Origin of the sequence: Pseudomonas corrugata (genome assembly GCF_050920615.1) — a bacterium.
Taxonomy (GTDB): Bacteria; Pseudomonadota; Gammaproteobacteria; order Pseudomonadales; family Pseudomonadaceae; genus Aquipseudomonas; species Aquipseudomonas corrugata.
Window position 1 is genome coordinate 516,419 of sequence record NZ_CP130434.1, and the last position, 25,950, is coordinate 542,368.

Consider the following 25,950-nt stretch of genomic DNA (forward strand, 5'->3'; position numbering starts at 1 on the left):
AAGAACGGATTACCGCAGTCCTTTGTGGGAGTTGCGACGCTGTTTCTGTTGCGCCGAAATTAACTCAAATCGATGACAGGGAGCTATAGGACAGCGAAGGTGCCTTGTGCTTTTGCGACCAGCTTGTCGCCCTGGGTCACCTCAGCCTCGACCACCAGCGTGCGCCGGCCCGGGTGGAGGACCCGGGCGGTGCACAGTACCTCGCCCTCGGACACGGCGCGAATGTAGTTGATCTTGCATTCGATGGTCGCGCTCTGTTGGTCAAAACCATGGACACTGGAGCAAGCCAGGCCCATGGCGATGTCCACCAGGCTGAATAGCGCGCCGCCGTGCAGCTTGCCGCCACGATTGCGCAACGGCGGCTCCAGGGCCAGGGCGACTTGCGCCACCCCATCCCCCAGGTTGTGCAGTCGGCAGCCGAGCAGCTTGAAGAAGGCGCTTTCCACCAGCCCGGTCGGCGCGTCCATCAGCGTTTCTTCAACTGTTTGGCGTTGGCGAACAGCGAGGCCATGGCATTGTTGGCCGGGGCCGCCGTGGCGGTTTCCTTGCGCGGTGCAGTGTTCTGCGACTGGCGCGGCGCCGAGCCTGGACGAGGGCCACGGGCGCCGTCGACTTTCTCGCCGGGGGTGTCGCTCATGCGCATCGACAGGCCGACGCGTTTGCGCGGAATGTCGACTTCCATGACCTTCACTTTCACCACGTCACCGGCCTTCACGGCTTCGCGCGGGTCCTTGATGAACTTCTCCGACAGTGCCGAAATGTGCACCAGGCCGTCCTGATGCACGCCGATGTCAACGAACGCGCCGAAATTGGTGACGTTGGTCACCACGCCCTCGAGGATCATGCCGGGCTGCAGATCCTTGAGGTCTTCGACGCCTTCCTGGAACTCGGCGGTCTTGAACTCGGGACGCGGGTCGCGGCCCGGTTTCTCCAGTTCTTGCAGGATGTCGGTGACGGTAGGCAGACCGAAGGTTTCGTCGGTGAACTTCTTCGGATCCAGGCGCTTGAGGAACGAGGCGTCACCGATCAACGAACGGATATCGCGATCGGTCTGGGCGGCGATGCGTTGCACCAGCGGATAGGCTTCAGGGTGGACGGCCGACGAATCCAGGGGGTTGTCGCCGTTCATGACGCGCAGGAAGCCGGCGGCCTGTTCGAAGGTTTTTTCCCCCAGGCGCGGGACTTTCTTCAACGCGGCGCGGGTTTTGAACGCGCCGTGCTCATCGCGGTGGGTCACGATGTTTTGCGCCAGCGTAGCGTTGAGGCCCGAGATCCGTGCCAACAGCGCCACCGAAGCGGTGTTCACGTCCACGCCCACGGCGTTTACGCAGTCCTCTACCACGGCGTCCAGGCCGCGTGCCAGTTTCAACTGGGACACGTCGTGCTGGTATTGGCCGACACCAATGGATTTCGGGTCGATCTTCACCAGTTCCGCCAGCGGATCCTGCAGGCGGCGGGCAATCGATACCGCGCCACGGATCGACACGTCCAGGTCGGGAAACTCCTTGGACGCCAGCTCCGACGCCGAATACACAGAGGCGCCGGCCTCGGACACCATGACCTTGGTCATTTTCATGGCCGGGTATTTCTTGATCAGCTCGGCGGCCAGTTTGTCCGTTTCGCGGCTGGCGGTGCCGTTGCCGATGGCGATCAGGTCCACCGAATGTTTGGCACACAGGGCCGCGAGTACCGCGAGGGTCTGATCCCATTTGTTGTGCGGGACATGCGGATAGACCGTCGCGTGGTCCAGCAGCTTGCCGGTGGAGTCCACCACCGCCACCTTGCAGCCGGTCCGCAGGCCCGGGTCCAGGCCCAAAGTGGCGCGGGGGCCGGCCGGTGCTGCCAGCAGAAGGTCGTGCAGGTTGTGGGCGAAGACGTTGATTGCCTCGGTCTCGGCATTGTCGCGCAATTCGCCCAGCAGGTCGGTTTCCAGGTGGGTATAGAGCTTGACCTTCCAGGTCCAGCGCACCACCTCTGCCAACCATTTGTCGGCGGCGCGGTTCTGGTTCTGTATGCCGAACTGCTGGCCGATCATGCCTTCGCAGGGGTGCATGGTGCCAGGCAACTCATCACCAACCTTCAGTGCGGAGCTGAGGATCCCTTCGTTGCGTCCACGGAAAATAGCCAGGGCGCGATGGGACGGCATGCTCTTGAGCGGTTCGTCATGTTCGAAGTAATCACGAAACTTCGCCCCTTCCTCTTCCTTGCCTGCAATAACCCGGGCGCTGAGGATGGCTTCCTGTTTGAGGAAGTTACGCAGTTTTTCCAGCAGGTTGGCGTCTTCGGCGAAGCGCTCCATGAGGACGTACTTGGCGCCTTCCAGCGCTGCTTTCACGTCTGCCACGCCTTTTTCGGCATCGACGAAACGCGCGGCTTCGGTTTCAGGCGCCAGGGTCGGGTCGTTGAACAGTCCATCGGCCAGTTCGCCAAGCCCGGCTTCCAGGGCGATCTGGCCCTTGGTGCGGCGCTTCTGTTTGTAGGGCAGGTACAAATCTTCGAGGCGGGTCTTGGTGTCCGCCAACTTGATGTCGCGTTCGAGCGCAGGGGTCAGTTTGCCCTGTTCCTGGATGCTGGCCAGGATGCTGATACGCCGTTCGTCGAGTTCACGCAGGTAGCGCAGGCGCTCTTCCAGATGACGTAATTGAGTGTCATCGAGGCTGCCGGTCACTTCTTTCCGGTAACGGGCGATAAAAGGCACCGTAGAGCCTTCATCGAGTAGCGCGACGGCCGCTTCGACCTGTTGCGGGCGTACGCCGAGTTCCTCGGCGATGCGGCTGTTGATGCTGTCCATAAAACCACCTGACAAATTATGAAATCAGGCCCGCCGGCGCAGGAACAAGGCTCGGCGAGACTGGTTGAGCGGCCTGGCGTGGGCCGCTGCCTGGGTCAAGAGAGGCTGCCTGTTGACCCGCGAAATTCAAAAAGTGCTGCCTGGCCAAAGGAAAAAAGCTCGTCGGGAGTAACGATCCGACATTCCCGGGCACAAAAGGCCGCGCATTATAACCAGCGTTCCGTTCTTCGGGGATGTCATGGTCTGTAGGTCCGATGCCCGTATGGGTGGAGATGGAGGAAAAATCTGCTAACAATGCACACGGTGCGTATAACGGCAGCTAGGCCATAATGCGCGCCGAGATCAAAGGAGCTTCCTATGAGCAGCACCGCACAAACTGCTGAAGGCGAAAAAATTCTTATCGTTGACGACGACCCGGGGCTGAGCAGCCTGCTGGAGCGCTTTTTCGTCAGCAAGGGCTACCGGGCCCGCTCCGTATCCAATACCGAACAGATGGATCGGCTGCTGGCTCGTGAAGTCTTCAACCTGGTGGTACTCGATCTGATGCTGCCTGGCGAGGACGGCTTGACGGCCTGCCGCCGCCTGCGCGGCGCGAACAACCAGATCCCGATCATCATGCTCACCGCCAAAGGCGACGAGTTGAGCCGTATCAAGGGCCTGGAACTGGGCGCCGACGATTACCTGGCCAAGCCGTTCAATCCCGACGAACTCATGGCCAGGGTCAAGGCAGTCCTGCGTCGTCAGTCGGCCCCGGTGCCTGGCGCCCCGGGCAGCGAAGATGAAAGCGTGACCTTCGGCGACTACGAGCTGTCCCTGGCAACCCGTGAGCTCAAGCGTGGCGACGAAGTCCACATGCTGACCACCGGTGAGTTCGCCGTGCTCAAGGCCCTGGTGATGAACGCCCGCCAGCCGCTGACCCGGGACAAACTGATGAACCTGGCCCGTGGTCGCGAGTGGGACGCGTTGGAGCGCTCCATCGACGTACAGATTTCGCGCCTGCGCCGGATGATCGAACCCGATCCTTCCAAGCCGCGCTATATCCAGACCGTCTGGGGCGTGGGCTATGTATTCGTGCCGGATGGCGCCGCCAGCAAGTGATCGGCGATTTGTAGGAGCGGGTGGCCTGGCAGAATTGAGTTCTTTTTTCCAGGCGATTCGCGGTCCGTCAGTGTGCGAGCATCGCTCGCTCCTGCAAGTGTGTAGCGGCTATCCATGAAAACCCCGGTTTGGTTTCCCCAGAGTTTCTTTTCCCGCACCCTCTGGCTGGTGCTGATCGTCGTGCTCTTTTCCAAGGCACTGACGTTGGTCTACCTGCTGATGAACGAAGACGTTCTGGTGGACCGCCAATACAGTCATGGCGTTGCCTTGACCTTGCGGGCCTATTGGGCTGCCGATGAAACCAATCGGGCGAAGATTGCTGAGGCGGCGACGCTGATCCGGGTGGTCGGTGCCGGTGTGCCCGAGGGCGAACAGCACTGGCCCTACAGCGAAATCTACCAACGGCAGATGCAGGCCGAACTGGGCGCCGATACCGAGGTGCGCCTGCGTATGCACTCACCGCCGGCGCTGTGGGTGCGAGCCCCAAGCCTGGGAGATGGCTGGCTGAAGGTGCCGCTGTATCCGCACCCCCTGCGTGGCCAGAAAATCTGGAACGTGCTGGGCTGGTTCCTGGCTATCGGTCTATTGTCGACAGCGTCGGCGTGGATCTTCGTCAGCCAGCTCAACCAACCGTTGAAACGCCTGGTCTACGCAGCCCGACAGTTGGGCCAGGGGCGCAGCGTGCGGCTGCCCATCAGTGACACCCCCAGTGAAATGACCGAGGTGTACCGAGCCTTCAATCAGATGGCCGAGGACGTCGAACAGGCCGGGCGCGAGCGTGAACTGATGCTCGCCGGGGTCTCCCACGACCTGCGCACACCGCTGACCCGGTTGCGGCTGTCGCTGGAATTGATGGGCGAGCGCACTGACCTGACCCGTGAAATGGTCCGTGACATTGAAGACATGGATGCGATTCTTGACCAGTTCCTGGCGTTCATTCGCGACGGACGTGATGAGTCGGTGGAGGAAGTGGACCTCAGCGAACTGGTACGGGAAGTGGTCGCGCCCTATAACCAGGGTGAGGAAAAAGTGCACCTGCAGCTGGAGCCGATCCAGCCGTTCCCGTTGCGCCGGGTGTCGATGAAGCGGTTGCTGAACAACCTGATCGGCAATGCCCTGAACCACGCCGGGACTGGCGTCGAGGTAGCGGCCTATGTCTCTGGCGACACCAACGCGCCCTATGTGGTACTGAGCGTCATGGACCGCGGCGCTGGCATTGATCCGTCGGAGCTGGAAGCCATTTTCAATCCCTTCACCCGTGGCGACCGTGCCCGGGGCGGAAAGGGCACGGGATTGGGCCTGGCAATCGTCAAGCGTATTGCCTCGATGCACGGTGGCAACGTCGAGCTGCGCAACCGCGTCGGTGGCGGACTCGAAGCGCGGGTGCGGTTGCCGCTGGGGTTGATGTTGCCCAGGGATGCGGTATAGCAAACTTTTGCAAGCGAGCCCTGTGGGAGTGAGCTTGCTCGCGATGAAGGCGCCGCGGTTTACCTGAAAACCGCGTTATCGTTTATCGCGAGCAAGCTCAGCTCCCACAAAGGCTCGCTCCTACAAGAGGGCTGCCTTAACCCTTGCCCTTGGTGCGGGTCATGTTCGGCCCGCCGTTCTTTTCCAGATGCTCGATGATGATTCCCGCCACGTTCTTGCTCGTGGTGGTCTCGATGCCTTCCAGGCCAGGCGAAGAATTGACCTCCATCACCAGCGGGCCGTGATTGGAGCGCAGGATGTCGACACCTGCCACGGCCAGGCCCATGACTTTTGCGGCGCGCAGGGCGGTCATGCGTTCTTCGGGGGTGATCTTGATAAGGCTGGCGCTGCCACCGCGATGCAGGTTGGAGCGAAACTCCCCAGGCCGGGCCTGACGCTTCATCGAAGCGATGACCTTGTCGCCGACCACAAAGCAGCGGATGTCGGCGCCGCCAGCTTCCTTGATGTATTCCTGGACCATGATGTTCTGCTTGAGGCCCATGAATGCTTCAATCACTGATTCTGCCGCCGTCGCGGTTTCGCAAAGAACCACGCCGATACCCTGGGTGCCTTCCAGAACCTTGATAACCAGCGGAGCACCATTGACCATCGCGATCAGGTCGGGAATGTCGTCGGGCGAATGGGCAAAGCCGGTGACCGGCAGGCCGATACCGCGCCGCGACAGCAGTTGCAGCGAGCGCAGCTTGTCCCGGGCGCGGGCGATGGCCACGGATTCGTTGAGAGGAAACACCCCCATCATTTCGAACTGGCGCAACACGGCGCAGCCATAGAAGGTCACGGATGCGCCAATGCGCGGTATCACCGCGTCGAACCCTTCCAGCGGCTGGCCCCTGTAGTGGATCTGCGGCTTGTGGCTGGCGATGTTCATATAGGCGCGCAGGGTGTCGACCACCACCATTTCATGGCCACGCTCTGTCCCGGCTTCAACCAGACGACGAGTGGAATACAGACGCGGATTACGCGACAGCACAGCGATCTTCATGCAACACCTGTGGCAGAGGTAGTGGACACCGGGAATGCCGGCTTGTCTTGAACGTATTTGATGCCTGGATTGACCACCAACTGCCCGTCGATCAAGGCCTTGGAGCCCAACAGCAGGCGATAGCGCATGGACTTGCGGCAAGCCAGGGTGAACTCGACCCGCCAGATTCGATCCCCGAGGGCTAGCGTGGTGCTGATCACGTAGCGGACCTGGGCATGACCGTTGGAACTCTTGATTGTCTTGCGCGCCACCAGCGGGGCTTCGCAGCGACGATGACGCAATTGCACCACCGTACCCAGGTGCGCGGTGAAGCGTACCCACTGTTCACCGTCACGCTCGAATAGCTCGATGTCGGTGGCGTGCAGGCTGGAGGTACTGGCACCGGTGTCTATTTTTGCCCGTAGGCCCGCGACTCCCAGATCCGGGAGCGCCACCCACTCGCGCAGACCGACAACGGTCAAATGGTCAAATGTCTTCAATAAAAACAACCTGTGATCGGTACTTCGGATCAGAGAGCCCGCGAGTTGCGGCATGTGCACAGAATAATCACAAAATGACGACAGTTATCCAGTGGCCTGCGTGGCTAATTCGTGCACTCGACTCCAATGCCAGGATTTGCCGGTGAGGCCGGTTCGGTCGGCATTCTATCTGTCGGCGTGGATTCGTGCGCCCGACAAAAACGGTAGTACAGTTCTGGTTATTGGCAGAAAGAGGAATTGCAGTGGCACAAAAACAGGAAGAGGACGACAAGGTCCGTCTCGATAAATGGTTGTGGGCGGCACGATTCTATAAAACACGTGCGCTCGCCAAGGCTGCCATTGAAAGCGGCAAGGTCCACCATCGGGGCGAGCGTTGCAAGCCAGGCAAGGAACCCCGCATTGGGGACGAGTATGTCATTCGCGCCGGGTTCGATGAAAAGACCGTGGTGGTCGAGGCGTTGTCGATCGTGCGGCGTGGAGCGCCTGAAGCGCAGACCCTGTATCGCGAAACCGAGGCCAGCATCGCCAGGCGCGAAGCCGCCGCTGCCCAACGCAAGGCCGGTGCCCTGGGGGTCAGTACCGATGGCAAGCCGAGCAAGAAACAGCGCCGGGATCTGTTCAAGTTTCGTGGTAGCAACAGCGAATAAAAATGCTCCCGGCGTAATCGGCGATGGCTGGGGGGATCCATCTGTGGCGAGGGGATTTATCCCCGCTGGGCTGCGTAGCGGCCCCAAAAAGACAGGGCCGCTGCGTGCCCAAGCGGGGATAAATCCCCTCGCCACAGGTTGGTGTTGGATGCAACGAAATGGTGTGGCTGTCCAGCCCCATTCCCTCCCTTGCTTGGAACCACCTCTGAATGCCCATAAAATGTCCGGCATCCTTTGCCATCACCTCAGATACCCATCCTTATGACTGATTTACCGGATAACGACTGCACCCAACGTTTCATCTTTGATGACATCGACGCCCGTGGCGAGTTGGTGGCGTTGGAGCGCAGCTACGCCGAGGTCCTTGCCAAACATCCCTATCCGGAGCCGGTCGCGCAACTGCTCGGTGAGTTGATGGCGGCGGCGTCGCTGTTGATCGGTACGTTGAAATTCGATGGCTTGCTGATCCTCCAGGCTCGCTCCGAAGGCCCGGTGCCGATGCTGATGATCGAATGTTCCAGTGAGCGCGAGATTCGAGGCCTGGCCCGCTATCATGCCGATCAGATCGCACCTGGCGCGACGCTGGCCGACCTGATGCCCGATGGTGTGCTGGCCCTGACGGTCGATCCGACCCATGGCAAGCGCTACCAGGGCATTGTCGATCTTGACGGCGCGTCCCTGGCTGAATGTTTTACCAATTACTTCGTAATGTCCCAGCAAACCAATACCAGATTCTGGCTCTATGCCGACGGGCGGCGCGCCCGTGGCCTGTTGCTGCAACAGTTGCCTGTGGACCGCATCCGCGATCCAGAAGAACGTGAGGCCAGCTGGCAGCATATTACCGCTCTGGCGAGCACCTTGAGCGCCGACGAGTTGCTGAGTCTGGACAATGAAACGGTACTGCATCGTCTCTACCACGAAGAAGTCGTGCGCTTGTTCGACGAACTGCCGCTGCGCTTCCAGTGCAGTTGCTCTCGTGAACGATCCGGTAATGCGCTGGTCAGTCTGGGTCTGGAAGATGCGCAGCAACTGGTCATCGAGCATGGTGGTGCCATCGAAATCGATTGTCAGTTTTGCAATGAGCGCTATCTGTTCGATGGAGCAGACGTTGCTCAATTGTTCGCTGGAGCGGGGGTCGAGGCACCGTCAGATACTCGTCACTGAATCGGTTCAGTGCAGGTAAATCTCCTGACAAACGCCGGATTTACGCCGTACTGACGGGAGGGCCCTACTTTTTTTGGGCTTTTCTGGCATAATCCGGCCCACTTTTTTCGGGTAGTAGTGCGCGACTTCCTACTACAAAACGTTTGGAGCACTCGGCCAAGGGCCGATGGGGAACCACATGACGCAAGCCAATAACGCCGTGTACACCGATCTGAGTGTCAATGATCTGGTCAAAGAAGCCCTGAATCGCGGTGAAGGCGAGCTTGCCGATACTGGCGCGCTGGTGGTTCGTACCGGTCATCGTACCGGTCGCTCGCCTGCCGACCGTTTCATCGTAGAAGAACCGACCACCCAGAACGCCATTGCCTGGGGCCCGATCAACCGCAAGTTCCCGGCCGACAAGTTCGATGCCCTGTGGGACCGCGTTGAAGCCTACCTGGCCGAGCGCGAGCGTTTTGTGTCCCACGTGCATGTAGGTTCCGATCCTGCGCACTACCTCCCGGTCAAGATGACCACCGAGACAGCCTGGCACAACCTGTTCGGTCGTTGCCTGTTCATCAACCCCGAGCAGTACAATGCCGGTGGCAAGGATGAATGGCAGATCCTCAACGCGCCGGACTTCGTCTGCGAGCCTGAGCGTGACGGTACCAACTCCGACGGTACCGTGATCATCAACTTCGCGGCCAAGAAAGTCCTCATCGCCGGCATGCGCTACGCCGGTGAGATGAAGAAGGCCTTGTTCTCCGTCCAGAACTTCCTGCTGCCGGCTGTTGACGTACTGCCGATGCACTGCGCCGCGAACATGGGCGAAGAGGGCGATGTGACCCTGTTCTTCGGTTTGTCTGGCACCGGCAAGACTACCCTGTCTGCCGACGAAAGCCGCTACCTGATCGGTGACGACGAGCACGGCTGGGGCGTGGGTGTGGTTTTCAACATCGAAGGCGGTTGCTATGCCAAGTGCATCGACCTGTCCGAGAAGAACGAGCCGGTGATCTGGAAAGCCATCCAGCACGGCGCCGTACTGGAAAACGTCGTCCTGGACCCGGTCACCAAGAAAGCGGATTACGCCGACGACAGCCTGACCCAGAACAGCCGCGCCGCCTACCCGCGTGAACTGATCGAGAAACGCGCACCGAAGAACCTCGGTGGTGAGCCTAACGCCGTGATCTTCCTGACCTGTGACCTGACCGGTGTGTTGCCACCAGTGTCGATCCTCAGCGAAGAACAAGCCGCCTACCATTTCCTGTCGGGTTACACCGCATTGGTGGGCTCGACCGAAATGGGTTCGGGCAGCGGTATCAAGTCGACCTTCTCCACCTGCTTCGGCGCTCCGTTCTTCCCGCGCCCGGCCGGTGAATACGCGGAACTGCTGATCAAGCGTATCCGTGGCTTCGGCTCCAAGGTCTACCTGGTCAACACCGGCTGGACCGGCGGTGGCTACGGTGTCGGCAAACGCTTCAATATCCCGACCACCCGTGCGGTGATCGCGGCGATCCAGAGCGGTGCGCTGATTGGTGCTGAAACCGAACACCTGGATATCATCAATCTGGACGTGCCGCTGGCCGTTCCAGGTGTCGAGACCGGCCTGTTGAACCCACGCAACACCTGGGCCGACAAGGCTGCCTACGATGAAGCCGCCAAGGCTTTGGCTGGCCTGTTCACCGAAAACTTCAAGAAGTTCGAAGTGAGCGACGCGATCAAGGCTGCGGGTCCGCAGTTGTAAGGTTTGGTCCGCGAATAGAAAACCGTCCTTCGGGGCGGTTTTTTTTGATCGGTTATTCGTGTCCATCCCTCACGCACGTCCGCTTTGGCTGAGGACTGGAATCATTCCACCTGAACAGCCAGAAGATTGCTACTTAGTCCTCTAACGATCCCGCAGGCCCTGATGCCTAGCGCAATCGCTGCCGTACCACCTCCAGCAGTTCGCTGCCGTCCTGAACCAATAGATAAAGCGCATGGACGATGCTGGGGATGTCCTTTACATCGGCATGCTCGAAACAAAGGCAATGCAGGGTTTCGAGCAGGTTGCTGGAGGCTTGGATTCGTTGGGCGGCGGCGTCGCAGAGGTGCTGGAGATCTGCCTCGGTGTCGATGACCAGGACAGGTGTGCTGTTGAGCCGTTGGTATTGCTCGACAGGCGGGTTGGATATTTGCATTTGAGCCTCTTCAGTACGACTTTTGAATCGCGCCGTGGACTATAGAGAGCTCTATTCGGCGTCCGCAATATGGCCTGGGGGGACAGGTTGCGTAGGATTTTTGCCGGCGTCTGACGCTCGATGAGCGCTTCATTCTTGATGGTTGCCGGCTGCCCCCTTTTCCGCGTACCTCTCAGTTAGTTCCTACACAAGCACCGTAGGACTTGCCCAAGAGGCGGTAGGTTGCTTCTGATAGGGCCGTAATAGATCACGCCCCTATCAGACACTTGCTGAGCGAAACGTGTCGTTGTCCAGGGTCAGCCAGGCAATGAAGTCGCAGGCGTTTTGGTCGGGGCTTTGCAGTGGGCAAGCAATGGAGGTATTTCTGGGAGTTTCATGCATCCGCCCAACAGCAGGGATGTGGTGATGACGAAGAGGAGGGTCAGTTTGTGCGACATGGATTTTCCCTTTGAAAGTTGATCAATCAACCATTGAGGCAGGAGTGCGTCGAGAAGCTGCTTCAAGGTCCATCAACCCTCGGCCGTAGGCGTCGCTGTTGGCATAGATGCCCGTGCGGTTGCTGGTCGCCAGCAGGTGTTCGCGTATCTGCTGCGGCTTGAGTTGTGGATAGCGGCTTTGCAGCGCAGCCAATGCGCCGGTGACCAAGGCCGCAGCCGGAGAGGTGCCGGCGGTGTGTACGTAACGTCCATCCTTGGCGACAGTGAGCAGGCCCGCCTGAGCGCCTGCGTCCCCACCGGGAACGGCGATGCACCAAGCTGCGGCGACCCCGCAATAATTGGATTTACCATTGATGGCGCTGCCGTCGTTCTTCAGTGCAACGACCGCGATCCAGCCCTTTTCCAGCTCCGGCAATGCCACTGGCAACCCCGGTTCGGCCAAGGGTTCGCGCCTGAGTTCATTGCCGGTCGGAAAGACAAACACGGCGCCTTCCGATACCAGCTTTCGGGCGACGGCCAATGAGTCAGGCATTACCTGGTTGTAACGTGATTCGTTGATTTCGGTTGCGGGGATGGCGTTGGCCCAGGAGTTGTTGAACAGGCGGGCGCCCTTGTCGAAGCCACTTTGCCAGGATTGGGCGATTTCGCTGTCGAAGAAAAACGGCTCGTTGTCGTCGCCAAAGCGAAAGGGGATCAGCCGGGCGTTGAAGGCGATCCCATGCATGCCCTGATTATCCTTGTTGGCGGCGAGGATACCCGCCATCTGGGTGCCGTGGCCGACTCGGTCAACCGTGCCAGGACGACCCTCGACATAGTCGTATCCCGGATCATTCAGTCTGCCTTCGAACTCCTGCAGGTGGGCGTTGAGCCCGGAGTCGACCAGCGCCACGGTTACTTCCTGGCCGGTGCCGCCACGTGCATACAAGGCCGATGCTTTTACGACGGACAGGCCTTGTTGCGCGAGATACTCCGGGGTTTCGAACACGGCGGGTTCCACGCCGGATCGTTCAGCAAGGGTCAGGCAGCCGGCCAGCAATGACGCTGACGTGATGGCCAGGGCGCGTAGTGCGGAAAACAGGTGTGGCATGGTTCAGTCCTTGAACAGGGCTCTTGATCACCGGGCCTCCTGGCCCGATGTAGCGCGTGAATTGACGGTGCACCTTAACCCGCAAGCAACGCCGGAACGAGGCATCAAAGTGCCCGGTTTTGTATCACCTCGTGGCAAGAAGGAAGGCAGCCGTGGCTGCATCCATTCGCTGAATGCCGCTCATCACACGAATAAATTTCAAAAACAGCCAGTGGCTGACTAAGGTGAAGGCTGTCTTTGGATCGCCGACGAGAGAACAGACATGAGCCAGATTATTGAGCACGCCGCTGTGATCGGTGCAGGGACCATGGGGCGAGGCATCGTGATGTGCCTGGCCAATGCCGGAGTGATGGTGCGGTGGGTCGACAACAATCCGCAGATGCTCGAGCAGGCGCTCGCAGCCGTGGCTGAGACCTATGCCCATGGCGTGCGCCAGGGTCGTATCGACCAAAGTGAAGCCGATGCCCGGATCGCCAGGGTGAGCAGGGCAGGCGACTATGCGGCGATCCGTGATGTGGATCTGGTGATCGAAGCTGTTTATGAGAACCTCGAACTCAAACAACAGATCTTCGGCGAGCTGGATGGCCTGCTCAAGCCCGAGGCCATTCTGGCGAGCAACACATCGGCCCTGGACATCGACGCCATCGCCGCCGTCACGCGCCGGCCAGGCCAGGTTCTGGGCCTGCATTTCTTCAGCCCGGCGCACATCATGAAACTGCTGGAAATCGTTCGCGGCGCGCAGACCTCCAAAGCGGTGCTGGATGCAGCGCTGGAGCTGGGCAGCCGCATGGGCAAGGTCAGTGTGATCTCGGGCAATTGTCACGGCTTCATCGGCAACCGGATGCTTCACCCTTATGTGCTGGAAGCTCGCAAGATGTTGCTGGAGGGCGCGTTTCCCCATCAGATCGATGCGGCGTTGCAGGGCTTCGGCTTTGCCATGGGGCCGTTCCGGATGTACGACGTGGTCGGGATCGATCTGGAGTGGCGTGCACGGGAACTGGCGGGCAAAGGCCAGGATGCGCCCGAGGTGCAGGTGGATAACCGCCTGTGCGAGCTCGGGCGGTTCGGTCAGAAAAGCGGCAACGGGTATTACCACTACGAGGCCGGCAGCCGACAGGCCGAGCACGACGTAGAAGTCGATGCACTGGTTCAGCGGGTCAGTGAAGAACTGGGTTTTCAACGTCGGGAAGTCGGCAGCGGGGAAATTCTCGAGCGCTGCCTGCTGGCATTGGTCAACGAGGGGGCAAAGATCCTGCAAGAAGGCATTGCCGGGTCGGCCCACGACATCGACCTGGTGTACCTCAACGGTTACGGGTTTCCGGCGGACAAAGGTGGTCCGATGGCCTGGGCTGACCAGCAGGGGCTGGAGAATATCCACGCGCGACTGTTGGAGCTCGAAACGAAGCAGGGGGACCAGTGGAGGCCTGCGCGTCTGATTGGGGAGCTTGCGGCACAGGGCAAGGGGTTCGCCCAGCTGTAACCATTTTGCGCAACGACCACTGACGACCGAAAAGGACAACTGATGCCCCAACGTGCCGAATATCCTTACATGCAAGCCATCACCACGCGCTGGCATGACAATGACGTGTACGGTCACGTCAACAACGTCACCTACTACAGCTTCTTCGATACGGCGGTGAACACCTATCTGATCGAGGTCGGCGGCCTGGATATCCAGGATGGGGAGGTCGTGGCGTTTGTGGTGAGTTCGGCTTGCGACTACTTTGCGTCCATCGCATTCCCCGAGCGAATTGAAATGGGCTTGCGGGTCGGGAAGTTGGGCAGTAGTTCGGTGCAATACGAACTGGCTGTGTTCAAGGCCGGTGAGGAGGAGGCCTGCGCGGCGGGGCGCTTCGTGCATGTGTTCGTGGATCGGGCGTCGAATCGGCCGGTGGCGATTCCGGATCGACTGCGTACGGCCCTGGAGCAGTTGGTCGTTTGAAACGAAAAATCGCAGCCTCCGGCAAGCGGTAGGCTGCGATATTCAGCGGCCGCTGTCAGTCAGCAATCAGTCGCGGTAGTAGCGGTGATGCTTGCGATGCCCGTAGGCGTGGCCACGACCCGGATGGCGGTCACGGTAGTAGCGGCGGTCACCGCGGCGACCGTCATAATAACGACGATCGTTATCATCATCCTTGCCCATGTAGTTACCCAGTGCACCGCCGGCGCCACCGCCTGCCGCTGCACCGATCAAGCTGCCGGTGCTGCCACCGACGCTACGCCCGACCACGTTACCGCCGGCTGCGCCCAGTGCGCCGCCGATCGCCGCTTCGCCGCGGCTGTGTTTATCTGCACCGACGGCACTACCGCCCGCGCCGCCAAGGGCCGCGCCGATGGTAGAACCGGTATTGCCGCCCAGGGACTGGCCGACGACCGAACCCAAAACCCCGCCCAATGCGCCGCCCACACCTGCTTCGGCGGTGCCGCCGGCAGACGCGACGCCACTGATCAGGCCAAGGGACAACAAGAGAATGGAGGAGAACTTCATAGAGGAGCCTCAAAGGGATGACGGCGCGATCCTGAGGCTGGCTTCGCTTGGTGACAATCGAAATCCGACGAGTAGCACGACTTGTGCACAATTCTCTAAGTTATTGTTTTTCCGGCGGAACTTAATGCTTTTGTGCCGGTCTTTAGCTACTTCGGACAGGCCGTTTTCCATGGGAAACGGCCTTTTTTGTGGGCGGGCGAAAAGAGCCGGTCAGGCAGACTGGGCCAGGATCAACCCATTCTCGCTCGCCGCCTCCAGGCGAATCGCCACGAACTTGGAGGTTGGCGTGTCGCTCTCCTCGCCAGTGCTTTCCAGCGGAACCAATGGATTCACCTCTGGGTAGTAGGCGGCAGCCTGCCCTGCAGGGATGTCGAAAGCCAGCAGGGTAAACCCCTTGACCCGCCGCTCGCGCCCGTCATCCCAGAGCGAGACGATATCGGCCTTCTGTCCTGGCTTGAAGCCCAGGCGAATGATGTCGGCTTCATTGACGAACAGCACGTCACGCTGACCTTTCACGCCACGATAACGGTCATTGAGGCCGTAGATAGTGGTGTTGTACTGGTCGTGGGAGCGCATGGACTGCAGGATCAGGTCTGGCAACCGACCGGTGGCCCGGGTGCGCTCATGCACCAGATCAGCGGGCAATCGATTGGCCTTGAAGTTGGCGCGGCCCGACGGGGTACTCCAACGACGTGTGCTGGCGCTGTTGCCCAGGTAGAAGCCGCCAGGGTTGTGCAGTTTCTCGTTGAAGTCCTTGAAACCGGGAATGGTATCGGCGATCAGGTCGCGGATGCGACCGTAGTCGGCCACCAGCCAGCTCCAATCCACCGGACGATCACCCAGGGTGGCAGCAGCCATGCCGGCAATGATCCAGGGCTCGGAACGCATCTGGTCCGACAAGGGTTCCAATTGTCCATTGGAAGCATGGACCATGCTGAAAGAGTCTTCGACAGTGACCGCTTGCGAGCCGGCGGCTTGCCGGTCGATGTCGGTGCGACCCAGGCATGGCAGGATCAACGCTTCCTTCCCGTGGGCCAGGTGGCTGCGGTTGAGCTTGGTGCTGATCTGTACAGTCAGGTCGCAATTGCTCAGGGCCTGGAAAGTCCGGTGACTGTCCGGGGTGGCCTGGGCGAAGTTGCCACCCAGACCGATAAACACTTTCGCCTGGCCGGCTGCCATGGCGTGGATCGCCTCGACGACGTTGTGGCCGTTCTCCCGCGGTACCTTGAATTGGAAGCGCCGCTCCAATGTGTCGAGGAACGCTGCAGGTGGGCGCTCGTTGATCCCCATGGTCCGGTCGCCCTGCACGTTGCTGTGGCCACGAACCGGACACAGGCCTGCACCTGGCCGGCCGATGTTGCCGCGCAGCATCATCAGGTTGGCGATTTCCTGGATGGTCGCCACCGAGTGACGATGTTGGGTGATGCCCATCGCCCAGCACATGATCACGTTCTTGCTGTTGGCATACATGCGCGCAGCCTGTTCGATCTCCACCAGGGCCAGGCCCGATTGCTCGACAATCTGCTCCCACGAGGTGTCGTCGACCACGGCCAGGTATTCCAGAACGTTGGCACTGTGCTCGTTGAGAAATGCGTGGTCGAACACGGCGGGGGCGCCGCTTAGTTGCGCCTCACGTTCCCATTGCAGCAGGAACTTCGCCATCCCGCGCAAGATGGCCATGTCGCCGCCCAGGGCCGGGCGGAAAAAAGCGGTGTTGGTGGGTTTGTTGCCGTTGGTGAGCATCTCGAACGGGTTCTGGGGGTGCTGGAAGCGCTCCAGGCCACGTTCCTTGAGTGGATTGATGCACACCACATGTGCGCCGCGCTTCACTGCTTCGCGCAGCGGCTCGAGCATCCTTGGGTGGTTGGTTCCCGGGTTCTGGCCCCAGACGAAAATTGAGTCGGAGTGCTCGAAATCGTCGAATGTCACCGTGCCCTTACCCACACCGACACTCTGGGACAGCGCCACACCGCTGGCTTCGTGGCACATGTTCGAGCAGTCGGGGAAGTTGTTGGTGCCGAAAGCGCGCACGAACAATTGGTACAGATACGCCGCTTCATTGCTGGCACGGCCGGAAGTATAGAACTCGGCCTGGTTCGGGCTGGACAGCCCTTTCAGGTGTTTTCCGATCAGAGCAAACGCCGCTTCCCAACTGATGGGCTTGTAGCGATCGGTTTCGGCGTCATAACTCATCGGCTCGGTCAGGCGACCCTGGTATTCGAGCCAGTAATCGCTTTGCTCCAGCAATGAACTGACACTGTGCCTGGCGAAAAATGCTCCATCGACACGGCGTTTGGTCGCTTCCCAGTTCACCGCCTTGGCGCCGTTTTCGCAGAACTTCACCATGCCGCTTTCCGGCGAATCCCCCCAGGCACAGCCCGGGCAGTCGAAGCCGCCGTTCTGGTTGGTCTTGAGCATCATGCGCAGATTCTTCAGCGCGTTATCACTGGTCAACCAGGCCTGGGTGACACTGATCAGCGCACCCCAACCACCGGCCGGGCCCTTGTAGGGCTTATAGCGGGGTACGGGCTTGCGGTCGGCTTGTTGAGGCTTGCTCACGCGTGTTTCTCCATCGCAGGGCTGTAGACCCGCGGCTCACTTTTTTGCGGCAGGTGGATAAGATTGAGGTTGTGTTTACGGGCCCACTGCACGGCCAGGCCGGTGGGAGATGACAGGCTGACCAACGTCTGGATGCCGGCCCGCAACACCTTCTGGATCAGTTCGAGGCTGCAGCGACTGGTCACGATCGCCACGCCATTGGCCACTGGAATCTGTTGCCGGACCAATGCGCCGATCAGCTTGTCGAGGGCGTTGTGTCGACCGATGTCTTCGCGGCCCAGCAACAGTTCACCCTGGCCATTCATGAACAGCGCCGCGTGTACCGCGCCACAGTGCTGGCCCAGGGGTTGGAACTGGCTGATGCGCTGGCGCAGGCCATCGAGCCATTGTGCGGGTGGCAGCGGTGCGCCGGGCAGCACTTTCAGGTCTGGCAGTGCCTGTTCCACGGCTTCCACGCCGCAGAGCCCGCAGCCACTGGTGCCGGCCAGTTGCCGGCGCTGTTGCTTGAGGTTCCAGAAGGCGCGGTTGGCGATGGTCACCTGGGCATACTGTGCAGAGCCGGTGCCGCTCAGTTGCAGGTCATAGATGTCCGACGGGTCTTCGATGATGCCGCTGCCCAGGCTGAAACCGACGATGAAATCCTCGAGATCGGTTGGGGTGACCAGCATGACGGCCTGGCTGATGCCGTTATAGGCGATCGCCAACGCCACTTCCTCGGCGAGCTCCGTGCTCTCCATTTGGGCGTGGTCCAGGTTGCTGTAGTAGTAGCTCTGGCTGGCGCTGGGCGCAGGTGTTTGCGCGGTGGGCGCCGGACAGGCCGGAGGCTTGGCTTTCATGGCATCACCGACGGTTCGAATAGTGACAAGACTAAATGCGGCAATCTGCCGCGTCTAATCGCTATTACCGATCTGTCGATAGATGACGTCGATCAAGATGTTACTGTTGATTTCTGATATAGGGCAAAACAGGCCTCCGCCAACGCCGAGCGCGGGGCACCGCGGCGCATGATGAGCCCCAGGGGGACCAATGTTTGAGCGTCGACGATGGGCTGCATGCGCAGGTCTTCGGTCAAGACATCCAGGCCGCTGTTCAACGGCATCACCGCGCAACACAGTCCACCATGGACGGCTTGCAGGAGCTGATGCACCGCGTCGGTCTGCAACAGTGGGCGAGGCGCGAGGCTGCGGCTGTGGAAGTTGTGATCAATGGACTGTCGGAAGTGCATGCCGCTGGTGAGCATGCCCAGGGGGAGCTCGATCAGCGCTTGCCAGGTCAGTGGTTGTTCTCCGAAGAAAAAAAAGCGCTGGTCGTACAGCAGGCCCATGCGAGTGGGGCTGAACGGCAGCGATTCGAAGCGCTCGTTGTCCAGGCGCTCAAGGTAGGACACCCCCAGGTCGATGCGGTTGCTTGCCAGTTGTTCGAGGATCTGCTCGGAACTCAGGGACGACAGCTCGAAGTGCAGATCAGGGTGCTCGGCGTGCAGCCTTTGCATCATCGACAACGGGTCGAAGTCGGACAGGGGCACCACACCCAGGCGCAGGGTACCGGCCAGATTGCCACGGCAGGCTGCCGCTTCGGCCTGCAGACCGTCATAAGCCGCCAGCACCGTGCGTGCCCAGGCCAGCACCCGCTCTCCCGGCGCGGTGAAGCCTTCGAATCGCTGGCCGCGATTGACCAGTGGCAGATCAAGCTCCTCTTCAAGGCTGCGCAGGCGCATCGACAAGGTCGGTTGGGTGATGTGACAGCGTGCGGCGGCCTGGCCGAAGTGGCGGGTTTCGTCCAGCGCGATGAGAAATTTCAGCTGCTTGATGTCCATCTTCGCTCCAGGGCGCGGGGAGATTCGAATTCTAGCGCCTGCGTGTGGCGCGGTCATTGGTCGCTCGGGAACGAGGCTCGTCTCGTTCGGGTCTAGGCTGTTACGTCTGGACATTCAAACCCAGGGAGAAAATACGATGAGCCTTTTCAGTTTCTTGAAAGATGCCGGTGAGAAAATTCTTGATGCGTTGACACCCGACAAGGCGCAGGCCAATGGCGAAGCGCTGACCCGGCACGTGCAGAGCGCGCTGACAGGCATTGATACTTCGAAAATCCAGGTGAAAGTCGAGGGCGAAAAAGTCGTAGCCACGGGTGAAGCCGCGAGTCAGGAAGAGAAGGAGAAAATCCTGTTGGCGTTGGGTAATGTGGCAGGTATCAGCAGTGTCGATGATCAGATCACTGTGACTGGTCCGGTCGCGAAGGAGGCCAGATTCGTCACGGTCGAAAAAGGTGACACCTTGAGTGCGATTGCCAAGCGTGTCTATGGCGATGCGAACAAATACCAGAAAATCTTCGAGGCTAACAAACCGATGCTCAAAAATCCGGACAGGATCTACCCGGGGCAGTCCTTGCGCATCCCTGAGTAGGCTCGGGACCGCATAGCCCCTATCGCGAGCAGGCTCGCTCCCACAGGGATCGCTGGAAACCGAAGATCCCTCGTGGGAGCGAGCCTGCTCGCGGTGGCGGCATGGGATTCAAAGCCCTGCAATCAGGTCCCGATAGTCCCTCAGCGCCTCGAACTCCCCCGTGTCCTTCGGCCCCTTGCGGCTATCCGGTTCGCTGACGGCCAGCAGATGGGCTACGCCGAAATCCCGAGCACTGCGCAATACCGGCAAGGTGTCGTCGATGAACAGGCTACGAGCCGGGTCGAAGTTCAGGTCGGCTTTCAATGCATCCCAGAATTGCGGGTTCTCCTTGGGGAAGCCGTAGTCATGGGAGCTGATCAAGCGCTCGAAATAAGGGGCAAGCTCAATGCGCTCCAGCTTCAGGGACAACGAGTCACGGTGGGCATTGGTGATCATCACCACGCGTTTGCCGGCTCGCTGGATCGCCGCCAGGAATGTGTCGGCATCCGGGCGCAGGGCGATCAGGTGCGCGGTTTCCAGTTTCAGCTCGCGCACTGGCAGATTCAGCTCAGTGCTCCAGAAATCCAGGCAGTACCATTGCAACTGGCCGGCTTTGCGTTCGAACAGTGGTTGCAGTTCCAGTTCGGCCATGGCCCGGCTCACGCCATGCAGTTCGGCGTAGCGCTGAGGCAGGTGTTCCATCCAGAAATGGTTGTCGTAATGCAGGTCCAGCAAGGTGCCGTCCATGTCCAGCAGCACCGTGTCGATCTTGTGCCAGGGCAGCAAGGCCATAAAACTTCTCCAGCGGTAATCGGATATCCGCCACAAACATTCAGAATAGGCCGGGTATAGTAGCCTGCTATCGCCCAGGGAGCCGTTTATGCGCCAGAAACCCACCATACTCGATCGACGGATCGTCGCCACCAGCCGATTGTTCTGCGTGGAGGAACTGAAGCTGCGTTTTTCCAATGGCGTGGAGCGCACCTACGAGCGTTTGGCGAGCAAGGGCACGGGTTACGGCGCGGTGATGATCGTGGCGATGATCGATGCCGACCACGCAGTGTTGGTGGAAGAGTATTGCGGCGGCACCGACGCTTACGAGCTGTCGCTGCCCAAGGGCCTGATTGAGCCGGGTGAGGACGTGCTGGCGGCGGCCGAGCGCGAGCTCAAGGAAGAGGCCGGTTTTGGCGCGCGTCAGTTGGAACACCTGACTGAGCTATCGTTGTCTCCCGGCTATATGAGCCAGAAAATCCAGGTGGTGCTGGCGACGGATCTGTACGAAGAGCGCCTGGAAGGTGACGAGCCTGAACCGATGCGCGTGGACAGGATCAACCTGCGGGAATTGTCGTCCCTGGCGCAAAACCCACAATTCACCGAGGGCCGCGCCTTGGCGGCGTTGTACCTGGCCCGCGACCTGCTGACTTTGCGTGGAGCGTTCCTGGCATGAAATACCCTCATCCCATGATGGCCCCGGTGGTCGAACTGGCGCTCAAGGCAGGCGAGGCGATCCTGCCTTTCTGGCGAGCCAACGTGCAGGTTGTCCACAAGGCCGACGAGTCTCCGGTTACTGCTGCGGATATGGCCGCTCACGATGTCATCGTGGCCGGGTTGACGGCCTTGGCCCCGGATATCCCGATCCTCTCCGAAGAGGACGCCAATATTGCCCAGGATGTACGCGCCGGCTGGCAGCGCTGGTGGTTGGTGGATCCGCTGGATGGGACCAAGGAGTTCATTTCCGGTAGCGAGGAGTTTACCGTCAACATTGCGCTGATCGAGCGGGGGTGCGTGGTATTTGGCGTGGTATCGATGCCCACCAACGACCGCTTCTACGTCGGCGGCGCGGGGCTGGGCGCCTGGCGTGGCGACAAGGGCGCCGAGCCTGAGTCGGTAGGGGTGCGTAACGTGCTGGCGCCTGGCGAGGCGTTCACCGTGGTTGCGAGTCGCCGTCATACCAGTCCGGAGCAGGAGCGTCTCTTGAGCGGATTGAGCCAGAGCCTGGGGGAGTTGCAGCTCACCAGCATCGGCAGTTCATTGAAGTTCTGCCTGGTGGCCGAAGGCGCGGCGGATTGCTATCCACGGCTGGCGCCGACTTCCCAGTGGGACACCGCCGCGGCCCAGGGTGTACTGGAAGGCGCGGGCGGCGAGGTATTGGACTTGAGCGGCGAGCGGTTCTGTTATCCGCCACGGGAGTCGTTGCTGAATACGTCTTTCCTGGCATTGCCGGCGAAAGCGGCGTGGCGTGAGCAATTGCTGGCGCTCGCCCGTTCCTGAGTCTATGGGAGCAAAGCTTGCTCGCGAAACGAACGCCCCGATGTCCGAAAGAGCACATCGTTCCTATCGCGGGCAAGCCTTGCTCCCACAGAGATCCCCTCGCCACAGAGGGTTGTGACAGCCCTGTCAGCGGTGCAACACGTACTGCCCCTCAAACCGCACCGCCGCTTCTTCACTGCCGTCATTCACCACTCGCGTCTGCAGGGACAACCGCGCCCGTCCGTAACGCTGGTAGGTGGCCAGGAAACGCTTCCATACCTTCTCCTCGGGCGCGTCGCAGATGACTGCCGCGTCTCGGGTCACCGGTAACGGATAGCTGATCTGCCCTTCCTGGATCACGATATGCCCGTCCTCAATGCCTTCCTCGCGCAGGGCCAGGTGCAGCCAGCCCCAGCCGCCGAGCACGGCGCCGCAATACAGGCTGCCGCCGAACATGGTGCTCTTGTGATTGACGTTGGCCTCCAACGGCAGGAACAGGCGCAGTTGCCGTGCCTTCCAATCGAGCACCTTGAGGCCCATGTCGCGGGTCAACGGGATGTCGTGGTGCAGGATCGATTCCAGGTAACGGCTGTCGCGGTTCATCGCCGGGCCTCTTGCTTGTAAGGGAAGACACGATAACTCAATCGGACTCATCGGCTGCGCCAGAGCTGCTGTCGCCGAAGGTCAGCCCATGCTTGCGCAACTTGTCGTGCAGGGTCTTGCGCGGAATGCCCAAGGCCTCGGCGAGGCTGCGTACCGAACTGTGGGGACGGGCCAACTCGGCGGCGATAAGGGTTCTCTCGAAATTCTCGACCTGTTCGCTCAACCCGCCGCTGATCATTTCCGCCGGTGTGCCGGGCGTGCCATCCGGCACGCTGTTGTCCAGGGCCAGTTCAAGGCCCAAGGCAAAGCGCTCGGCGGCGTTCTGCAATTCCCGAACGTTGCCCGGCCAACTGTGGCGCAGCAGCAGCGCCCGTTGCGCCGGCTGCAGTTCATGGGGGGGCAGGCCATGGCGCATACTGGCTTCGTCAGCGAAGTGCTGGAACAGCATCAATGCATCCTCACCCCGCTCGCGCAACGGCGGTATACGCAACGGTGCCACGTTCAGGCGGTAGTACAGGTCGGCGCGAAAGCGTCCCTGGTCGGCGGCCTGGCGCAGGTCTTCCTTGGTCGCGGCGATGACGCGGATGTCCAGCGGGATCTGCTGATTGCCCCCCAGGCGCTCCACCACGCGCTCTTGCAACAGTCGCAGCAGCTTGACCTGGACATCCAGACTCATGCTTTCGATTTCATCGAGGAACAGCGTGCCGCCATTGGCGAACTCGAACTTGCCGATGCGACGTTTCTGCGCGCCGGTGAAGGCCCCCGGTTCGTGGCCGAACAGTTCGCTTTCCACCACCGATTCGGCCAGGGCCCCGGCGTTGATCGCGACGAACGGGCCGTTGCGCCGCCCGGAAAGATCATGCAGTGCACGGGCTACCACTTCCTTGCCGGCGCCGGTTTCACCGAGGATCAGCACGTCGGCACGGGTCGCCGCCAATGCGCCGATCTGCTCGCGCAAACGCAGCATAGGTGCGGACTGGCCGACCAGGCGGGCGCTGAGTTCATGACGGTCGCTGAGGGCCAGGCGCAGGCTGCGGTTGTCCAGCACCAGGCGGCGCAGGGCCAGGGCCCGGCGTACGCTGTCGAGCAGGTGATCGCTGGGGAAGGGTTTTTCCAGAAAGTCATAGGCTCCGGCGCGCATGGCCTGGACCGCCAGCGGCACATCGCCGTGACCGGTGATCAGCAGCACCGGCAGCTCCGGGTCCTGGGCGTGGAGTTGATTCAGCAGTTCGATGCCGTCAATGCCAGGCATGCGGATGTCGCTGACCACCACGCCCGGCCAGTCACGGGGCAATTGCCCGGCAAGGCCTTTGGCCTCGGCCAGGGACAGGATGTTCAGGCCGGCCAGGTCGAGGGTCTGGCTCAGGGCCTGGCGCAGGTGGGGATCGTCATCGATCAGCACCACCTCAATGCGGTTATCGATGGTCATACGCTACGGTCCTCGGACGGTTGCAAGCTTACCCCAGGCGCGCCGGCGCGCAGTTTGAGGGTGATCAGGGCGCCGCCCTCCTTGTGGTTGGCGAACGACAGTTCGCCACCGAAGGCGCGCATCAGGGTGTCGCAGATCGCCAGCCCCAAGCCCAAGCCCTGGGTACGGGTCTTGGTGGTATAGAAGGGTTCGCCGGCACGACCCAGGGCTTCCATGCAAAAGCCCGGGCCGTTATCGCGGATGTACAGGTTGACGCCGGTTTCGGTGGCCTGGGCACTGAGCCAGAGTTTGCGCGGAGGACCTTTTTCGGTCAGGGCGTCGAGGGCATTGGCCAGCAGATTGCCGAGCACCTGGCGCAAGCGAGTTTCTCCAGCTTCGACCCACAGCGTGGCAGCCGGCAGGTCGCGGATCAGCTCCACTTCCATGCTGCGCCGGCGTTTGGCGAGCAGCGCCAGGGCATCGTCCAGGGCCGGTTGCAGGGCAACGCTTTCCGGCGCATGGCGGTCGCGGCGGGCAAAGGCCCGCAGGTGAGCAATGATCGACGCCATGCGCCCGGTCAGTTCATTGATCAGCTTGAGGTTGCCCCTGGCGTCCTCGGTACGCTGATGGTCGAGCAATATCTCGGCGTTTTCCGCATAGCTGCGAATCGCTGCCAGCGGCTGGTTGAGTTCATGGCTGATACTGGCCGACATGGTGCCCAATGCCGACAGCTTGCCGGCCTGCACCAAGTCATCCTGGGCGCGGACAAGCTCCTGCTGCGCCTGCTCGCGCTCCAGGACTTCCTGCTTCAGCCGCCGGTTCAGTCCTTCCAGATCGCTGGTGCGCTCGGCCACCCGGCCCTCCAGTTCTTGACGCGCCTTGCCTTCGAAGGCGATCCGGTCCAGGTAATGTCGCCTGCGTTGCATCATCAAGCCGAGCAACAACATCAAGACCAGCAGGGCGGCACCGCCGATGGCGACGACGGTGCGCACGGGACGGTCGATCAGGGTTCGTGGAGCGAGGATGCTCACGCTCCATCCCGTTTCTTCGATGGTCTGGGTCTGGGTCAGCCAGGCCTGTGGATCCAGTTTCAGCGGTTTCGGATCGCGGGTCGGGTAGGGTTGCACGGCGCTGATTGCGCTATGTTCTTCGTCGCTTAGCGGGCGGGTCGAGCGGAATCGCCATTCCTGCCGTGAAGTCAGGATGACCACCCCGTTGTGATCGGTCACCAGCAGCTGCTCCGGGGTTTTGCCCCAAAGGCTTTCGGTGTGGTCCAGGTCGACCTTGACCACCAGCACACCGATGACACGGTCACGCTCACGCACGGCGGCGGCGAAGAAATAGCCACGCTTGGCCGACGTAGTGCCCAGGCCGAAGAAACGCCCCAGGCGCCCGGCCATGGCTTCGATGTAATAGGGCCGGAAGGCGAAGTTGCGTCCGACGAAACTGTCGTGCTTATCCCAGTTCGAGGCCGCCAGGGTCTTACCGGTGGCGTCCATCAGGTACATCACCTCGGCGCCGGTCTGGGTGCTGATGTTCTTCAGTAGCTGGTTGGCGTTGCCTTGGGTGAACTCATCGTCCGGGGCAGACAACACCGCACGCAGGGCTGGCAGATCGCCGAGAATCTGCGGCATGACCTCATAGCGGTGCAGGGTGCCCAGCAGGTTGGCGACGTAAAGGTCGAGGGTCTGACGATTCTGCCCGGCCAGTTCGCTGCGGTAATAGCGTTCGGCCAGATGCTCCAGCGGCCATAGCAACGGAGCCAGGCACAGTGCAAGCAAGGCCAGGCTGCGCCAACGGGGTCTGCGAGGAAGGGTGGAGTTCATGAACGTGCGCCTGTAGGAACAAGCGCATTATGCCTAGTGTCCTGTCTCGGAAATACGTTCTTTTTTGGCGAGTGGCTTGGGTGTTCGGCCAAGGCGCCGCGACGAG

The 25,950-nt window shown here is 61.0% G+C and carries 24 protein-coding genes; 10 read left to right on the forward strand and 14 right to left on the reverse strand.

All coding sequences use genetic code 11. The features are described 5' to 3' along the window. Positions 1-83: 83 nt before the first annotated feature. Together QZH45_RS02215 and QZH45_RS02220 are read right to left on the reverse strand one after the other, a co-directional pair. Positions 84-467 carry a PaaI family thioesterase gene (locus tag QZH45_RS02215; RefSeq protein WP_024777978.1) on the reverse strand — a complete coding sequence of 128 codons (384 nt, stop codon included), beginning with the start codon at positions 465-467 and terminating at the stop codon, positions 84-86. Then, positions 467-2,791 carry a Tex family protein gene (locus QZH45_RS02220; RefSeq protein WP_055135997.1) on the reverse strand — a complete coding sequence of 775 codons (2,325 nt, stop codon included), beginning with the start codon at positions 2,789-2,791 and terminating at the stop codon, positions 467-469. Before QZH45_RS02220 ends, QZH45_RS02215 begins: the two co-directional genes overlap by 1 nt. A gap of 357 nt (positions 2,792-3,148) precedes the next feature. On the opposite strand from QZH45_RS02220, the gene ompR reads away from it, so the two are divergent. Further along, positions 3,149-3,889 carry an osmolarity response regulator transcription factor OmpR gene (ompR, locus tag QZH45_RS02225; RefSeq protein WP_024777980.1) on the forward strand — a complete coding sequence of 247 codons (741 nt, stop codon included), beginning with the start codon at positions 3,149-3,151 and terminating at the stop codon, positions 3,887-3,889. Between the two features lie 114 nt (positions 3,890-4,003). After that, on the forward strand, positions 4,004-5,317 hold the full coding sequence (locus QZH45_RS02230) for an ATP-binding protein (protein ID WP_024777981.1): 1,314 nt from the start codon (positions 4,004-4,006) through the stop codon (positions 5,315-5,317). A gap of 136 nt (positions 5,318-5,453) precedes the next feature. Here QZH45_RS02230 and rimK read toward each other — a convergent pair whose 3' ends face one another. Both rimK and QZH45_RS02240 read right to left on the reverse strand, forming a co-directional pair. Next, on the reverse strand, positions 5,454-6,359 hold the full coding sequence (gene rimK / locus QZH45_RS02235) for a 30S ribosomal protein S6--L-glutamate ligase (RefSeq protein ID WP_024777982.1): 906 nt from the start codon (positions 6,357-6,359) through the stop codon (positions 5,454-5,456). Continuing rightward, positions 6,356-6,838: an ATP-dependent zinc protease family protein gene (locus QZH45_RS02240; protein ID WP_024777983.1), complete on the reverse strand. Its 483-nt coding sequence runs from the start codon at positions 6,836-6,838 to the stop codon at positions 6,356-6,358. The genes rimK and QZH45_RS02240 overlap by 4 nt, the downstream gene beginning before the upstream one ends. Positions 6,839-7,080: 242 nt before the next feature. Here QZH45_RS02240 and QZH45_RS02245 point away from each other — a divergent pair, with 242 nt between their 5' ends. The 3 genes from QZH45_RS02245 (at position 7,081) to QZH45_RS02255 (ending at position 10,372) form a co-directional block, all read left to right on the forward strand. Then, positions 7,081-7,485: an RNA-binding S4 domain-containing protein gene (locus tag QZH45_RS02245; protein WP_024777984.1), complete on the forward strand. Its 405-nt coding sequence runs from the start codon at positions 7,081-7,083 to the stop codon at positions 7,483-7,485. A gap of 261 nt (positions 7,486-7,746) precedes the next feature. Beyond that, positions 7,747-8,649 (forward strand): Hsp33 family molecular chaperone HslO, encoded by a 903-nt coding sequence (hslO, locus tag QZH45_RS02250; protein WP_024777985.1) that lies wholly within the window; start codon positions 7,747-7,749, stop codon positions 8,647-8,649. Positions 8,650-8,827: 178 nt separating this feature from the next. Further along, positions 8,828-10,372: a phosphoenolpyruvate carboxykinase gene (locus QZH45_RS02255; protein WP_055134907.1), complete on the forward strand. Its 1,545-nt coding sequence runs from the start codon at positions 8,828-8,830 to the stop codon at positions 10,370-10,372. A gap of 166 nt (positions 10,373-10,538) precedes the next feature. Here the strand turns inward: QZH45_RS02255 and QZH45_RS02260 are convergent, their stop codons facing one another. Together QZH45_RS02260 and QZH45_RS02265 are read right to left on the reverse strand one after the other, a co-directional pair. Then, positions 10,539-10,805, reverse strand: a complete 267-nt coding sequence (locus QZH45_RS02260; protein WP_033034330.1) for a hypothetical protein — start codon at positions 10,803-10,805, stop codon at positions 10,539-10,541. A gap of 459 nt (positions 10,806-11,264) precedes the next feature. Beyond that, entirely contained in the window at positions 11,265-12,329 is a 1,065-nt protein-coding gene (locus QZH45_RS02265) for a S8 family peptidase (protein ID WP_053193129.1), read from the reverse strand. 262 nt (positions 12,330-12,591) lie between these two features. Here QZH45_RS02265 and QZH45_RS02270 point away from each other — a divergent pair, with 262 nt between their 5' ends. Both QZH45_RS02270 and QZH45_RS02275 read left to right on the forward strand, forming a co-directional pair. Then, positions 12,592-13,809 carry a 3-hydroxyacyl-CoA dehydrogenase gene (locus tag QZH45_RS02270; RefSeq protein WP_055134906.1) on the forward strand — a complete coding sequence of 406 codons (1,218 nt, stop codon included), beginning with the start codon at positions 12,592-12,594 and terminating at the stop codon, positions 13,807-13,809. A gap of 42 nt (positions 13,810-13,851) precedes the next feature. Beyond that, entirely contained in the window at positions 13,852-14,271 is a 420-nt protein-coding gene (locus tag QZH45_RS02275) for an acyl-CoA thioesterase (protein WP_024777989.1), read from the forward strand. Positions 14,272-14,337: 66 nt separating this feature from the next. Here QZH45_RS02275 and QZH45_RS02280 read toward each other — a convergent pair whose 3' ends face one another. From QZH45_RS02280 to QZH45_RS02295, 4 genes are all read right to left on the reverse strand, one after another. Next, positions 14,338-14,817: a glycine zipper domain-containing protein gene (locus QZH45_RS02280; protein WP_053193135.1), complete on the reverse strand. Its 480-nt coding sequence runs from the start codon at positions 14,815-14,817 to the stop codon at positions 14,338-14,340. 210 nt (positions 14,818-15,027) lie between these two features. Then, positions 15,028-17,376: an FdhF/YdeP family oxidoreductase gene (locus tag QZH45_RS02285; protein WP_055134905.1), complete on the reverse strand. Its 2,349-nt coding sequence runs from the start codon at positions 17,374-17,376 to the stop codon at positions 15,028-15,030. Next, the gene (gene fdhD / locus QZH45_RS02290) at positions 17,373-18,212 is read right to left on the reverse strand and encodes a formate dehydrogenase accessory sulfurtransferase FdhD (RefSeq protein WP_053193140.1); all 840 of its coding nucleotides are present in this window, start codon (positions 18,210-18,212) and stop codon (positions 17,373-17,375) included. The genes QZH45_RS02285 and fdhD overlap by 4 nt, the downstream gene beginning before the upstream one ends. A 92-nt stretch (positions 18,213-18,304) precedes the next feature. Continuing rightward, on the reverse strand, positions 18,305-19,192 hold the full coding sequence (locus QZH45_RS02295; protein WP_024777993.1) for a LysR family transcriptional regulator: 888 nt from the start codon (positions 19,190-19,192) through the stop codon (positions 18,305-18,307). A gap of 136 nt (positions 19,193-19,328) precedes the next feature. Here QZH45_RS02295 and lysM point away from each other — a divergent pair, with 136 nt between their 5' ends. Then, entirely contained in the window at positions 19,329-19,778 is a 450-nt protein-coding gene (gene lysM, locus QZH45_RS02300) for a peptidoglycan-binding protein LysM (RefSeq protein ID WP_053193142.1), read from the forward strand. A 108-nt stretch (positions 19,779-19,886) separates the two neighbouring features. Here the strand turns inward: lysM and yrfG are convergent, their stop codons facing one another. Further along, complete coding sequence (yrfG, locus tag QZH45_RS02305) at positions 19,887-20,549, reverse strand: GMP/IMP nucleotidase (RefSeq protein WP_055134904.1); 663 nt, start codon at positions 20,547-20,549, stop codon at positions 19,887-19,889. 88 nt (positions 20,550-20,637) lie between these two features. Here yrfG and nudE point away from each other — a divergent pair, with 88 nt between their 5' ends. After that, positions 20,638-21,204 carry an ADP compounds hydrolase NudE gene (gene nudE, locus QZH45_RS02310; protein ID WP_024777996.1) on the forward strand — a complete coding sequence of 189 codons (567 nt, stop codon included), beginning with the start codon at positions 20,638-20,640 and terminating at the stop codon, positions 21,202-21,204. Next, positions 21,201-22,028 (forward strand): 3'(2'),5'-bisphosphate nucleotidase CysQ, encoded by an 828-nt coding sequence (gene cysQ / locus QZH45_RS02315; protein WP_055136779.1) that lies wholly within the window; start codon positions 21,201-21,203, stop codon positions 22,026-22,028. The genes nudE and cysQ overlap by 4 nt, the downstream gene beginning before the upstream one ends. Positions 22,029-22,154: 126 nt before the next feature. Here the strand turns inward: cysQ and QZH45_RS02320 are convergent, their stop codons facing one another. The 3 genes from QZH45_RS02320 to QZH45_RS02330 are packed head-to-tail and all read right to left on the reverse strand — an operon-like array spanning position 22,155 to position 25,844. Next, a complete protein-coding gene (locus QZH45_RS02320) occupies positions 22,155-22,610 on the reverse strand; it encodes a YiiD C-terminal domain-containing protein (protein WP_024777998.1) in 456 nt (151 codons plus the stop codon). 37 nt (positions 22,611-22,647) lie between these two features. Then, positions 22,648-24,039 carry a sigma-54-dependent transcriptional regulator gene (locus tag QZH45_RS02325; protein WP_024777999.1) on the reverse strand — a complete coding sequence of 464 codons (1,392 nt, stop codon included), beginning with the start codon at positions 24,037-24,039 and terminating at the stop codon, positions 22,648-22,650. Next, positions 24,036-25,844: a sensor histidine kinase gene (locus QZH45_RS02330; protein WP_024778000.1), complete on the reverse strand. Its 1,809-nt coding sequence runs from the start codon at positions 25,842-25,844 to the stop codon at positions 24,036-24,038. The genes QZH45_RS02325 and QZH45_RS02330 overlap by 4 nt, the downstream gene beginning before the upstream one ends. Between the last annotated feature and the right edge of the window lie 106 nt (positions 25,845-25,950).